The sequence below is a fragment of the Caulobacter sp. FV1ye13L genome (assembly GCF_058681155.1).
Window position 1 is genome coordinate 1,889,122 of sequence record NZ_CM178732.1, and the last position, 12,905, is coordinate 1,902,026.

Annotated in this window: 11 protein-coding genes and 2 pseudogenes; 3 read left to right on the forward strand and 10 right to left on the reverse strand. The window is 66.2% G+C overall.

Features of this window, described 5'->3' with window-relative positions; translation table 11 throughout:
• Positions 1 to 40: 40 nt before the first annotated feature.
• The 5 genes and pseudogenes from ACW176_RS09055 to ACW176_RS09075 all read right to left on the reverse strand — a co-directional run.
• The gene (locus ACW176_RS09055; protein ID WP_492111708.1) at positions 41 to 409 is read right to left on the reverse strand and encodes a response regulator; all 369 of its coding nucleotides are present in this window, start codon (positions 407 to 409) and stop codon (positions 41 to 43) included.
• Positions 406 to 855, reverse strand: coding sequence for a chemotaxis protein CheW (locus ACW176_RS09060; protein WP_492111709.1), 450 nt, complete (start codon positions 853 to 855; stop codon positions 406 to 408). The genes ACW176_RS09055 and ACW176_RS09060 overlap by 4 nt, the downstream gene beginning before the upstream one ends.
• Positions 852 to 3,122: a chemotaxis protein CheA gene (locus ACW176_RS09065; RefSeq protein ID WP_492111710.1), complete on the reverse strand. Its 2,271-nt coding sequence runs from the start codon at positions 3,120 to 3,122 to the stop codon at positions 852 to 854. Before ACW176_RS09065 ends, ACW176_RS09060 begins: the two co-directional genes overlap by 4 nt.
• Before the next feature lie 39 nt (positions 3,123 to 3,161).
• Positions 3,162 to 3,989 (reverse strand): annotated as a pseudogene (locus ACW176_RS09070) (methyl-accepting chemotaxis protein); the annotation flags it as partial.
• Positions 3,990 to 4,034: 45 nt separating this feature from the next.
• Positions 4,035 to 4,523: pseudogene (locus tag ACW176_RS09075) on the reverse strand (protoglobin domain-containing protein); the annotation flags it as partial.
• A gap of 285 nt (positions 4,524 to 4,808) precedes the next feature.
• Between ACW176_RS09075 and ACW176_RS09080 the strand changes: the two are divergent.
• A complete protein-coding gene (locus ACW176_RS09080; RefSeq protein WP_492111711.1) occupies positions 4,809 to 5,195 on the forward strand; it encodes a response regulator in 387 nt (128 codons plus the stop codon).
• 42 nt (positions 5,196 to 5,237) lie between these two features.
• Complete coding sequence (locus ACW176_RS09085; protein ID WP_492111712.1) at positions 5,238 to 5,768, forward strand: hypothetical protein; 531 nt, start codon at positions 5,238 to 5,240, stop codon at positions 5,766 to 5,768.
• 85 nt (positions 5,769 to 5,853) lie between these two features.
• Here the strand turns inward: ACW176_RS09085 and ACW176_RS09090 are convergent, their stop codons facing one another.
• The 4 genes from ACW176_RS09090 to ACW176_RS09105 form a co-directional block, all read right to left on the reverse strand.
• Complete coding sequence (locus ACW176_RS09090; protein WP_492111713.1) at positions 5,854 to 8,745, reverse strand: TonB-dependent receptor; 2,892 nt, start codon at positions 8,743 to 8,745, stop codon at positions 5,854 to 5,856.
• 111 nt (positions 8,746 to 8,856) lie between these two features.
• The gene (locus ACW176_RS09095; protein WP_492111714.1) at positions 8,857 to 9,783 is read right to left on the reverse strand and encodes a FecR family protein; all 927 of its coding nucleotides are present in this window, start codon (positions 9,781 to 9,783) and stop codon (positions 8,857 to 8,859) included.
• A complete protein-coding gene (locus tag ACW176_RS09100; RefSeq protein ID WP_492058267.1) occupies positions 9,780 to 10,283 on the reverse strand; it encodes an RNA polymerase sigma factor in 504 nt (167 codons plus the stop codon). The genes ACW176_RS09095 and ACW176_RS09100 overlap by 4 nt, the downstream gene beginning before the upstream one ends.
• Positions 10,284 to 10,430: 147 nt before the next feature.
• Positions 10,431 to 11,462: an AraC family transcriptional regulator gene (locus tag ACW176_RS09105; RefSeq protein WP_492111715.1), complete on the reverse strand. Its 1,032-nt coding sequence runs from the start codon at positions 11,460 to 11,462 to the stop codon at positions 10,431 to 10,433.
• A gap of 112 nt (positions 11,463 to 11,574) precedes the next feature.
• Between ACW176_RS09105 and ACW176_RS09110 the strand changes: the two genes are divergently transcribed.
• A complete protein-coding gene (locus ACW176_RS09110) occupies positions 11,575 to 12,399 on the forward strand; it encodes a DUF2306 domain-containing protein (RefSeq protein WP_492111716.1) in 825 nt (274 codons plus the stop codon).
• On the opposite strand, the gene ACW176_RS09115 is transcribed toward ACW176_RS09110, so the two are convergent.
• The gene (locus ACW176_RS09115; RefSeq protein ID WP_419320013.1) at positions 12,396 to 12,857 is read right to left on the reverse strand and encodes an Lrp/AsnC family transcriptional regulator; all 462 of its coding nucleotides are present in this window, start codon (positions 12,855 to 12,857) and stop codon (positions 12,396 to 12,398) included. The genes ACW176_RS09110 and ACW176_RS09115 overlap by 4 nt on opposite strands.
• Between the last annotated feature and the right edge of the window lie 48 nt (positions 12,858 to 12,905).

Genomic DNA, 12,905 nt, shown 5'->3' on the forward strand with positions numbered 1-12,905 from the left:
ACACGGTCGGCTCGGGCAGCGGCAGGTGTTGGCTGCGCCGTCACGGGGCGATCCCGATAATGGTCAGCTTGCTCTCCAGGGTCGACTGGTCAAAGGGCTTGAACAGATACTCGTCTGCGCCCTTTTCCATGGCGGCGGCCATGTGGTCGAAATCGTTTTGAGTGGTGCAGAACAACACCTTTGGCCGGGCGCCGTCCGGCGACGCTCTAAGGGCTTCCAGGAAGGCCAGGCCGTCCATATTGGGCATGTTCCAGTCCAGCAGCACACCGTCGGGCATGGCGCCGAGACAGGCCTTCAAAGCGTCTTCGCCGTCGATAGCTTCATCCACGGCATAGCCCAGGGTTTCAAGCATCCGCCGGGCCACCTTGCGGATGACCCCACTGTCGTCCACCACCAGGAACCGGGTCATGCGGCGACGCCCAGTTGCAGGCCGGCGGTCAGCAGTCGGGGCGCATCGAAGATCACCAGCAGGGAGTCGGGCAATCTGAATACGCCCGGAATGATTTCAGCCCAGCGCGGCGGCAGGTTGTTCGGAGGCGGGATCATCTCGTCAGAATCCAGCTTCATCACGGATTCGACCTGGTCGACGATCAAGCCGTAATTGTCACCGCCGACCTCGATCCCGACCGCCTTGGGCTCGGGGGCGCCGGCCTCGCGGGGCTGAAGTCCCAGCCGCCGGCGAGCACAGACAGCCGTCACGATCCGGCCGCGCAGATTCAGCACACCCAGGATCTCATGGGCCGCCAGGGGCACGGGCGTGATGTTCCGGGGATAGAAGACGTCCTGGATCGAAAGCGCCTCGATCCCGAACAGATGGCCGCCCACGCGGACGGTCACATAGTCGCGAACGCTCATGCCGCCTCCTGGGCTTGATCCGCCTGACTGGCCGGTCCGGTCCGGGCATGCTCTGCCAGGGCCATGATCATGAAATGGTCGAGGTCGATGATTTCGGTGGCCCGGCCATTGATCAGGGCTGTGCCGATGATGCCCGTCTTCGTGGGGCTCAGCTCAATCGTCACGGGCGTCTCGACCACATCGACGATGCGATCGACGGCCAGGCCCATGGCGTAGAGCATGCCGGAGACGACCAGAATGGGCTGAACGCCCTCCGTCTTCAGGCGTTGGTCCTCGTCGACGCACAGGACCGGCATCAGCTTGCCACGATACTGCAGGGCCGCGCGCGCGCCGAGATGTTGCAACTCGCCGACCGGCACATGCTCCAGACGGGTGATCTGGCCCAGTTCAACAGCCTTGAGCGCACCGGATCCGACACGGACTAGCAGCATGGTCTTGCGCTCGATCCTGGTGTCCTCGTCGCTCGTTGCGGCGGCGTCGATCGCCCGCCTCGCGGCCACAGGCATCTCGCCGGCGCGCTGTGAGAGGCCATTGGGCTCGATGATCAGCACGACCGAGCCATCACCCAGAAGGGTCGCGCCCGAAAACACCGAGATGCCGCGCAGCACACTGGCCAGCGGTTTGACGACGATCTCTTCGGTATCGATGACTTCCTCGACGATGACCCCGAAGCGGTGGCTTCCCACCTTCATGATCATCACGAAATTGGGCTGTACCGCCTGGGTCAGGCCAAGCTCGGCGCCTAGGTCGATCAGCGGCACGAGCTGTTCCCGCAGCCGGACCATACGGACCTGTTCGATGACCTCTGTCCGGTGCTCGGCGCCTTCGCCGATCTTGATCAGTTCGAGCACGGCCCCCTGGGGCACCGCGAACCGCTCGCCGCTGGCCCCGACGATCAGGGCCGAGATGATGGCCAGGGTCAGGGGGATCTTTATGGTGACCGTGCAGCCGGAACCAAAGGTCGACTGCAGTTCGATCTGGCCGCCGATCTGCTCGATATTGCTGCGCACGACGTCCATGCCGACGCCACGGCCGGAGACATTGGTGACGGCCGCCGCGGTCGAGAAGCCGGGCGCGAAAATCAGGCGATGGACCTGGCTCTCGCTGAGCGCCTCGGCGTCGGCGCGGGTCAGCAGGCCCTTCTCGATCGCCTTTTCGCGGATCCGGGCCGTATCCAGGCCGCGGCCGTCGTCGCGCAGGCGGATCACGATCGAACCGCCTTCGTGATAGGCGGAAAGATGGATTGTTCCGGTTTCAGCCTTGCCCGCCGCCCGTCGGTCCCCCGGGCCCTCGAGGCCATGATCGGCCGAGTTGCGGACCATGTGGGTCAGGGGGTCACGGATCTGCTCAAGGACCTGACGGTCCAGCTCGGTGGCCTCGCCCTCAAGCACCAGATCAATCTTCTTGTCCAGTTCGTTGGCCAGATCGCGAATGATCCGGGGCAGCTTCTTCCAGGCCTGACCGATCGGCTGCATCCGCGTCTTCATGACGCTGTCCTGCAGTTCGCCGGTGATCGTCGACAGGCGCTGCAGGGGCGGTGAGAAACTGTCGTCGGACCGGCCGCGATTGATCTGCAGAAGCTGGTTGCGGGTCAGGACCAGTTCGGAGACCAGGGTCATCATGTCTTCGAGCACATCCACGCCGACCCGGATCGATTGAGCCGCCGCGATCGGCGCGGCATCCTCGTCGACGGTGTCCACCGGGCGCGCTTCAGGCGTCGGGATAGAGGGCTCGGGCAACGGCGGCGGGGCGAAATCGGCCGGGCCTTCCGCAGCGGCGAACGCTGCATCAAGATCAGCCGTAGAGACTTCGCCCGGGCGCAGGGCGCGGCCCAGAACAGGATCATAGCCCTCGACCTGAGGCTCGGGCTCAGGGGTCTTCGGCGTGGGCGCGCCCATCGCCATGGCTTCCAGGGCCGTGATCAGATCGCCATCATCACCGGCCGGCTCCGAGCCCGTTGCGCCCAGGCCGTCGATCACCGTCTTGATGCGATCGATCGACTTCAGAACCAGGGTGACGGCCTCGCCGCTGACCTGCAGCTTGCCGTCCCGGAACCGACCCAGCAGGGTCTCGCCGGCATGGGCCAGGGATTCCAGTCGACCCAGGCCAAGAAAGCCGCAGGTGCCCTTCAGGGTGTGAACAAGCCGGAAAATCTTGTCGAGCGCCGGCCGGTCATCCGGATGGGCTTCAAACCGGACGAGCTCGATATCGATGACCTCAAGGCTCTCATTGGCCTCGGTCAGGAAGTCGGAGATTAGGTCATCCATGGCGGCGCCTATCGGCTTGACGGGTTGTGACGGTCGCCATCAGGCGGCTCGAACCGAACGCAGGAAGGCGTCGACTTCGGCGCGCAGGGTCGAGGCCTGCCGCCCCAGTTCCTGCGAGGCCATCACCACCTGTTGCGAGGCGGCCCCGGTCTGGTTGGCCCCAAGCAGCACTTCCGAGATGTTGCGCGACACGTCCTGGGTGCCATTGGCTGCTTCATTGGTGTTGCGGGCGATCTCGCGCGTCGCTGCGGACTGCTCTTCGACAGCGGCGTTGATCGCAACCGAGACCGTATTCATCTCATCGATCGTGCGCTGAATGTCGGCGATGGCGATCACGGTGTCGCCCGTGATCAGCTGGATCTCACCGATCTGGCTGGCTATGTCTTCCGTGGCCTTGGCGGTCTGGGTGGCCAGGCTCTTGACCTCGGCGGCGACGACGGCAAAGCCGCGACCGGCCTCGCCGGCGCGGGCGCTTTCGATCGTGGCGTTCAGGGCCAGCAGATTGGTCTGGCCGGCAATGTCGCTGATCAACCGGACCACCTCGCCGATCTTCTCGGCGGAGCGGGACATGCGGTCGATGGTTTCGCCGGTGGCCTGGGCCCGCAACACCGCCTGGCCGGCCATCGTGGTCGAGTGATTGACCTGCTGGGCGATCTCGGCGACCGACTTGCCCATCTCGTCCGAGGAGGAGGCCACAATGGCGACATTGGCCGTGGCCTGTTCGGCGGCGGCGGCGACAGTCGTTGACTGCTCGCTGGTGCGGGTCGCCGTATCAGCCATCATGCGTGCGGTCGCCTCGAGTTCGCGGGCCTGGTCGGCGACGGTTCCCGCAATCTTGCCGACGCTGGCCTCGAAGCGTTCGGCCATGTCGATCATGGCCCGCTGCTTGTCGGCCTCGACGGCCTCGAGATAGGTCGCGATCGAAATGTCCAGATCGAGAAGCACCGCCTTCATGACGCCGGTCATCTGAGCGGCCAGGTCCTTGCCGCTCTTGCGTTGGCCGAACTTCAAGAACCCGCCGCCGTGCGCTTCGCCGATCATGCGGCGCATTAGTCCGTCCAGCAGCTGTGCGTAGCCCGCGATGCGCCAGCGCGGCTCCAGCCTGTGCGTCCCCTGGGCCTTGGCCATTTCCGCGACGCTGTCGAAATAGGCCTGATCAAAGTCACCCCGGACGATGGTTTCCCAATGGCGGATCTGGCCAGCCTTGCTGCTGTCGAGCCGGCTATCGTCGCCAAAGGCCCGTCGAGCGTCCGGAGCGGCGCGGACCTGGTCGTGGAAACGGTCCAGGGCGATTGGCAGTTCCTGAGCCACCAGCGCGCCGGCCGCCCGGAGGGCGCTGCGCGCGTCGCGATCCAACCCGAGAAAATCGAGTCTCTGGTCGATCGAGTCGTGGCTGGCCATGGGTCGGTTTCCGGACGGGAATTTCAGATATTGAGGCTGGTCCCTGTTAGTTAATTGTCAGTTACGGGCTGGCCCTCGTCTGAGGCCCTCAACACTTCGACAAAGGCGTGTGTCAGCGCCTTGGCGGGCTCGGAGTCTGAAATACTGTTTTCGTGCAAGAACACTCGCGGGTTCGACCCGGCGAATACCCATTTTGGGTGCGACAAGATGCCCCAGATAGCATCACAAGCATATTTTTACAGACCTGTGTTCAGGTGCGTCCTGACCGGATTCCTGGAGGACAGAATGGCCGCCGACGCTTCGATGCCTATCCTTGTTGTCGATGACTACAAGACCACCATCAGGATCGTTCACAGCCTGCTGCGACAGCTGGGCTTTGATAATCTCGACGAAGCCGCCAGTGGCGAAGAGGCCCTGGGCAAGCTCAAGCGCAAATCCTACGGCCTAGTGATCTCCGACTGGAACATGGAGCCGATGACAGGTTACGACCTGCTCAAGTCCGTGCGGGGAGACGCTGCCCTGAGCCGCACGCCGTTCATCATGATCACGGCCGAGAGCAAGACGGAAAACGTCGTCGCCGCCAAGCAGGCCGGGGCCAACAACTACATTGTCAAACCCTTCAACGCCGAGACCCTGAAGCAAAAGATGTCGACCATCTTCGGAGAGTTCTGACATCAGGCGGGAGCGCCCCGCAGCCAAGGAGTCGATGCACCGGTGACCTCGCCCCAGCGCCCAGCGCCAGACCTCTACCTTGCCGCAGGTGATGACCGAGCGGCTTCCAGCGAGGTCGCTTCCCTGCGTGAGAGCCTGATGGAGCTGCGCGCGGTTGTCGGCGCTCTGGCCCCGCGCCGTATGAGCGCTGAGCGACTGCCCGCAGCCCTGGCTGAAATTGTCGCCATGCGCCGAGAGGCCGACGACGGCGTCGATCGGATCCTGACGTCTGCAGAAGCCATTCTAGCCGCGCCGGACGGCGGGACGAGCGATGTCCACAGCCACGCCATCGCCATACTGGAAGCTTGCGGCTTCCACGATCTGGTCGGCCAGCGGCTAAGCAAGGTTGCGGACATCTTGGGCACGCTGGAGGTTCGACTGAACAGGATTGCAGGGTGCGCCGGCGTCGTTGACGCAGAGGAGGCGGAGACGGCCTCCGAGCGACTTTACCGTGAGCAGACTATCAATGGCCCAGCGCTCAATGGCCCGGACGTACTTCAAAGCGAGATCGACGGGCTGTTTGCGCGTCCTTGACCAGAGCATGACGCCCTCAAAAAAATGGCCCGCTCAGCGAACCGAGCGGACCAGTTGAGGGGAAGGCGGTATCGAAAGGGGCGTCCTAGAACTTGGCCCGCAGGCCAAGGCTCACCGTGCGGCCATACTTGGTGTAACCGCCGAACCAGCCGCCCTTGACGAACTGCCACTGGGCCGCATCGGCCAGGTTCTGGGCCTCGACCGCCGCCGTGATCTGAGGCGTGATCTTGTAGCTGACGCTGGCGTCCAGCGAGCCGAAGGCGCTGTCGTTCAGCGCCGACAGGCCAACCCCGCCGACGTCCTGAAGCACGTCGTCGACCCAGCTGTAGCTGGCGCGGGCCGCGAAGCGGTCCTTCTCGTAGAAGCCGGTGACGTTGAAGCTGTTCTTGGCGACGTTGACCATCTCGTCCTTGAGGGTCGGCGAATAGGTCGCTTCGGTGTCGGTGTAGGTATAGTTGGCCAAGAAGCCCAGGCCGTCGAACGGCGCGGGCAGGCTCTTGAACAGGTGCTGATAGGCCAGCTCCACGCCCTTGATCGTCGCCTTGCCGCCATTGGTCGGCGAGGTCAGCAGATAGGTCTGGCCGTCGACCACGAGGTTGGTCTTCTGGCTGTAAACGAAGGTGGTGATGTCCTTGTAGAAGGCGCCGGCGATCAGGGCGCTGCCGGGGGCAAAATACCATTCCAGCGTCGCGTCGTACTGCCAGGCCTCGAAGGGACGAAGCTCGGGATTGCCCCCGACGGCGGTCAGCACGGTGCCCGACGAGTTCAGGGTGAGGCGGGGCGCCAGGTCGGCCAGTGACGGACGCGTAATGACCTTGGCCGCCGCGACATGGGCCTGCAGGGTCTCTGACAGCTCCAGCACGAAGTTGGCGGTCGGCAGGGCGTCGCTATAGGTCTTCTCGTAGCGCACAGGGATCGCCGCCGTGCCGTTGTCGGCATAGCCCGCCGAGACTTGCTTGGTCTGGGCCAGCCGCACGCCGACCTGACCCCGCAGCCCGGCGCCCAACAGCTTGGAGTCGATGTCGGTCAGCGCGTAGGCGGCGCCGATATCTTCCGACACATGGTACGAATTGCGACGGTCGGCGCGGGCCGTGCCCTTCTGGGTTTTGTCGGCCACGGCCCAGAACGCGGCCGGATCGGGCATGGCCCAGGTGTTGGGCAAGGTCCCGTCGACGTCGCCCAGGAAGTCGCTGACCGGGAACGCATCGAAATAGTCGGCGCCGAAGAACTTACCGGCCAGGTTGGTCGTGAAGTTGATGTCGGCGCGGTTATAGTCGCGCGAGCGCTCGCGGTACTTCACGCCGAACTGCACGCGGGTCAGCGGCCCCCAGGACACCGGCCGCTCGGCGTCGAACTGGATGGCGCTCTCGTCGTCGGTGGAGTTGTTGATCCGCCATTCGATGCGGCGGAACGGCAGCAGCGAAGGGTTGCTCAGATTGGCCGTGAGCAGCTTGACGCTGGGCACGGCGTCGTCGTCGGCCCTGGTCATGGCGAAGGTCGTCTGGCCGATGGCGCCCAGCAGACGGGTGCGGGTGATCGGCTTGGAGGTTTCGGAATAGGCGCGCGCGTAGGCCACATCGGCCGTCAGGGTCCAGTCGTCGAGCTTCTGGCGGATCTTGCCGGCGACCATCAGGTTGTCGTGGGCCAGGTCGCTGACCTCGCGGCCGATCTGGGTGGTCGAGGTGACCGTGCCGCCGACCAGGACATTGTCCTTGATCACCGCCGAGCCGGGAACCAGCGTGGCGACGCCCTGGTCGACCGAATAGGTCAGCTCGTCATAGTGATCGTCCAGCTTGGTGTAGCTGGCGTCGAAGGTCACTTCGGTTTCTTCGCTCGGCCGATACTGGGCCGACAACACCACGCCCTTGCGCTCGCGATCCTCGCGCTCGAGGGTCGGGCGGATGGCGGTCGGATAGAGGTTGATCCCCTGGGCGATCATGGTCTTGCCCAGGGTCGTGGACGGGTCCGAATAGCTCCAGCCCACGCCCGTGATGCGATCCTGGCGCAAGGTGCGCTGATCGAACACAGCCGCCGCGAGTACGCCGAAAGTCTGGGCGTCATTGGTCCAGCTGATCAGGCCCGAAACGCGCGGATCCGTCTTGCCGGCCAGTTCTGGCCGACTGGCCGTGGCCGACAGGGCCACGGTGCTGCGGCCCAGATCCAGCGGACGGAAGGTCTTGATGTCGACCACACCGCCGATCGCGCCTTCGTCCAGGGAGGCCAGGGGCGTCTTGCCGACCTCGACGCCGGCGACCAGCTCTGACGGCAGGGTGTCAAAGCGGAATTGACGGCCGCTCTGGCCGCTGTCGCGCATGTTTTCGTTCACGGCGGCGCTGCGGCCGTTCAGGGTGACGATCTGGAAGTTGGGGCCCAGGCCCCGAACGCGCACGAACAGTCCCTCGCCCCGGTCGCGGGTGATGGCCACGCCCGGCACCCGCTGCAGGGCCTCGGCGATGTTGTTGGATGGGAACTTGCCGATGTCCTCGGCTGAGATGCCATCGACCACATTGGTCGCCTTGCGCTTGTCCGACAGCGCCTTGGCCAGCGAGTTGGCGAAGCCGCCGGTCACGACGATCTCCTCGACGGTGCTGGGCGCCTCCTGGGGCGCCTCGGCGACCGGCGCGGCGGCCTCGGCGCGGGACGCCGGGGCGGTCGAGATCTTCTGGACGGCCGGGCGCAGAATCGCCGCGCCACCGTTGCGGACATAGGTCAGGCCCGTGCCGCGCAGCAGCTGAGCCAGGCCGCTCTCGACGTTCAGCTCGCCGCTGACGCCGCCGGTGCGCTTGCCCGCCAGCAGAGCCGGATCGGCCAGCACCTGTAGGCCGGTGGCGCGCGAGAAGGCCGGCAGGGCGGAGGCCAGATCGCCGGCCGGGATGGCCAGGACGGGCTTGGGCGCGGGCGCCGATAGGGCGGGAGAGGCCGCCAGCAGGGCGGCGGCGGACGTCGCGCCAAGCCAGGCAAAGGTTTTGGAGGTCATCGCGTCATCCCCGAATTCGCGCGGCGCGTTCGCCGGCTTCGGTGGTGAAGACGTCGGCCGACCCGGATCCCGGACAGGGAATTTTGTGAAGTTTCCGCGACGCCCGGGTTGTCAGCGGGACAACGCCAAGCTGCCGGCCTCTTCGCGGACCCGGAAACCGTGGACGAGAGCCAGGTTGCGCACCAGGGCCTCGGGCTCGTCGAGGCGGAACCGGCCGGCCACGCGTCGGCGGCCCAGGGTGGGATCGTCGATGACGATCGGCGTCATCGACGCGCGGTTGAGGCGCTCGACCAGCCGCGCCAGCGTCACGCCATCGGTCTCCAGCCAGCCCGACCGCCAGTCGTCTGCTGACGGATCAAAGGCGCGCAATCGGGACAGTCGACCCTCCTTGGCGAAGGCCTGCTGTCCCGGTGTCAGGTCGGCGGTGCGATGGACAAGGCCCGCCGGCGCCAGGCGCACCTTGCCGCGATGCACCGACAGTTCCAGCCTGCCGTCGCCGCGCTCCAGATTGAAGGCGGTGCCCAGCACCCGGGCCGAGCCCTCCGGCGCGCTGACCGTGAACGGACGCGCGGCGTCGTGGGCGACATCGAAATAAGCCTCGCCGGTGATCAGGCGGACCTCGCGACGGTGCGTCCCGATCCGGGCCTCCAGCCTGGTGGCGCCGTCCAGGGTGACCTTCGAGCCATCCGCCAGGGCCACGGAGCGGATCCTGCCCGGCGCCGTCTGGACCGTGATCGGCTCCACGGTCATCAGCTGCAGCTGGGGCCAGGCCAGGACCAGAGCGAAGGCGCAGGCCGCCAAACCTCCCGCCAGGGCCGCGACGGGCGCCCAGGCCGATCGCCGGATCGAACGGCGCTGGACATCGAGGGCCATGGCCTCGATCAGCGCCACATCCTGCGCCGTGGTCCAGATCTGGTCGAAGGCCGCGCTGTTGGCAGGATCGGCGGCGCGCCAGGCGTCGAAGTCCTGATCGTCCTGCGCCTGGCGATCCAGGCGTCGCGCCACCCAGAGCGCGGCCTGCTGTCGAGACCCGCTCATGGACGGCCCCCGGCGCGGCGCTCGGCCTTGGCCATTTCGCGATGCAGTTGCTCCAGCGCCCGCACCACATGCTTCTCGACCGCCGCCTCGTTCATGTTCAGCTCGGCGGCGATCTGGCGGGTGGAGTGGCCGTGCAGCCGTCGCCGAATGAACACGTCGCGCCGCAGGGGCGGCATGGCGTCCAGCGCCTTTCCGAACACCTCAACCTTCTGGCGATGCATCAGGATCTGCTCCGGAGCGGGGGCCTCGCAGGGAATGTCGTCGTTCAGCGCCTGGACCGCGCGGCGGCTGTGATGGCGGAAGTGGTCGTGGACGAGGTTGAGCGCGATCCGGTAGCCAAGCGCCGCCCGGTCCACGACGTTTCGCGCCCGCTCGTAGGTCATCAGGCGCAGCAGGGTTTCCTGCACCAGGTCGTCGGCTGCGGCCGGGTCGCGCGTGCGGCGGACGATGAAGTGATAGAGGTCATGACGCTGAGCGCGCAGGCTGGCGAGATCAGTCATCAGCGCCCGTCATCGACGCGGTCGATCGCAAAGGAAACGGGCGCGCTTCTGGCTGGCATCCGGCGGCGCTACCACGCGTTGATGACAGTTTTCACGATGCGTCGACGGCTGGACAGGCGCCTTGGCCACCAGGACGGTCTTCCGCCTTCAGCCAGATGTCGTCGCCGGCGCGCCCTTGCGGCCGCGTGGGCTCTCGCCTGTCCAGCGCTTGAAGGCGCGGGAGAAGGCGCTGGGGTCGGAGAAGCCGACGAGATAGGCGGTCTCGTTGACCGACAGCTTCTTGCTCCCCAGATAGTCCAGCGCCATCCGGCGACGCAGATCGTCCAGCACCGCGTCGAAGCTGGCGCCCTCGGCTTTCAAGCGGCGATAGAGGGTCTGTCGGCTGAGGCCCAGACGTTTGGCGATGGCGTCCATGGCCAGGTCGCCGGTATGCAGCAGGGGGATCAGCAGGGTCTCGACCCGGCCGCGCGTGGTCCCGCTGGTTTCCAGCTGTTTCAGCAGCGTCTCGGCGTGTTCGTTGAAGATTCCGAAGACATAGCGATTGGGCTTATGGGTCTTGACCGCCAGCCACGAGGCTTCGATCCGCAGGGCGTTGCGGGGCTGGTCGAAGGCGACGGGCGCCTTGAAGATGCGGTCGTATTCGGCGCTGTAGCCGGGCCGGGGATGGGTGAGGTGCACCGCGGTCACGAACGGCACGTCGCCATGGCTGCGGGTCACTTCGCAGGCAAACCGCGAGAAGGCTCCCTCGGTCAGTTCGGGGAAGTCGTTGGGATCGGGGCGCCGGTCCTCCAGCCACAGCTCTTCGCCCTGCCGGACCAACTGGAAGCGCTGCTCGACGCCCAGGCCGTCGATCTCGGTGACCAGCCGGGAATAGCGGCTCAGCTGCTGCAGGCTCTCGCCCATGGTCTCGCCGGCCTTGCAGATCAGGCCGACGATCGACAGCTCCTCAAAGCGCGTGCCTTCGCTGAACCGCAGCGCCAGGGCGGGCTCGCCGCAGAGGTCCTGGCCGGCTTTCATCAGGGCCTTGTAGCGGTCCATCGGGATGCGGCTGTCCTGGTCGGCGAGGTCTTCGACCGCGATGCCGGCCCGCGCCGCGAGGGTTTCGCGGTCGGCTCCAAGAGAGACGGCGAAGTCCAGCAGCGCCCGGGCGAAGCCGCCTGAAACCGTCGATCCGCGCATCTGGTCTCCAGGGTCAAGAATCTGGCCCCCGCGATCATGGCGGCCCGCGCGACCGGTTCCTAGCCTGGATCTCACGGCTCGCTTTGAAGCCTTTCGGAAACAGGCAGGCAGAATGAAACCGGTATCGGCGCGCCGCATCGATGGGCTGACGGCGGCCACCCTGGCGCTCAGGGCTTCGGCGGCGCTCTGGTATCTGGCGCTGGTCGTCGGGCTGTGGGTGTTCGGCTACTACATCGTCACCCTCTATGGCGTCAGCGCGTTGCGGGGCGAGTGGACGCGCTGGAACACGGTGTTGCCGGCCGGGCACGGCTTCAATCCCGGTGATCTGGGCGGCAATGCGGTGCTGGGCGTCCACCTGTTCGCGGCCGGACTCGTCAGCTTCAGCGGCGCGTTGCAACTGGTCCCGCAGATCCGGTCGCGCATCCCGGCCCTGCATCGCTGGAACGGCCGGCTATTTCTGCTGATTGCCCTGATGATCAGCGGCTCTGGCCTGTATGTGGCCTTCACGCGCGGGGCGGTCGCCGGAAGCTATATGGCGGTCGGCAATACGCTGAACGCGGTGTTGGTGATCGTCTGCGCCGTCCTGGCCTGGCGTCACGCCGCCGCCCGCCGGATCGCCCTGCACCAGCGCTGGGCCCTGCGGCTGTTCGTGCTGATGTACGGGGTCTGGTTCTACCGGGTGGGGATGATGCTGTGGTTCGTCATCCACAGGGCGCCGGTGGGCCACAATGACACCTTCACCGGGCCGTTCGACATCTTCCTGGCCTTCGCCCACGTGCTGCTGCCGCTGGCGGTGCTGGAGGTCTACATGGTGGCCCGCGACCGGGGCGGGGCGCTGGCCAGGACCGGCATGGCGCTGGCCCTGTTTGTCCTGACCCTGGCCATGAGCGTCGGCATCTTTGGCGCGACCATGGGGATGTGGCTGCCCAGGCTCTAGGTTCCGGCCAGGGGAAACACCCGCGTCTGCTTGACCACGCCATAGGCGAAGCTGGTGTCGATCGAGGCGATGCCGGGGATGGCGTGCAGCCGGCGGCGGATGAAGTCCTCATAGGCCTCCAGGCTCTCGACGATCACCCGCAGCAGATAGTCGTCGCCGCCGGCCAGCAGGAAGCAGTCGAGGATCTGGTCGATCCGCGCCACCTGGTCCTCGAAGCCCTTGACCACGTCCTGACCATGGCGATCCAGCCGCACGCGGATGAATACAGTGATCGGCAGGCCATAGGCCTTCTGGTCGACCAGGGCGGTGTAGCCGGTGATCACCCCTTCGGCTTCCAGATGGCGCAGCCGGCGCAGGCAAGGGGAGGGCGACAGGTTCACTCGGTCGGCCAGGTCCTGGTTGGTCAGGCGGCCGTCCTTCTGCAGTTCGCGGATGATCTGACGGTCCTTGGCGTCCATAGTGGGTCCTCGGGGTGGAATCTGCCAAAATTGATGCCTTCACTAGCA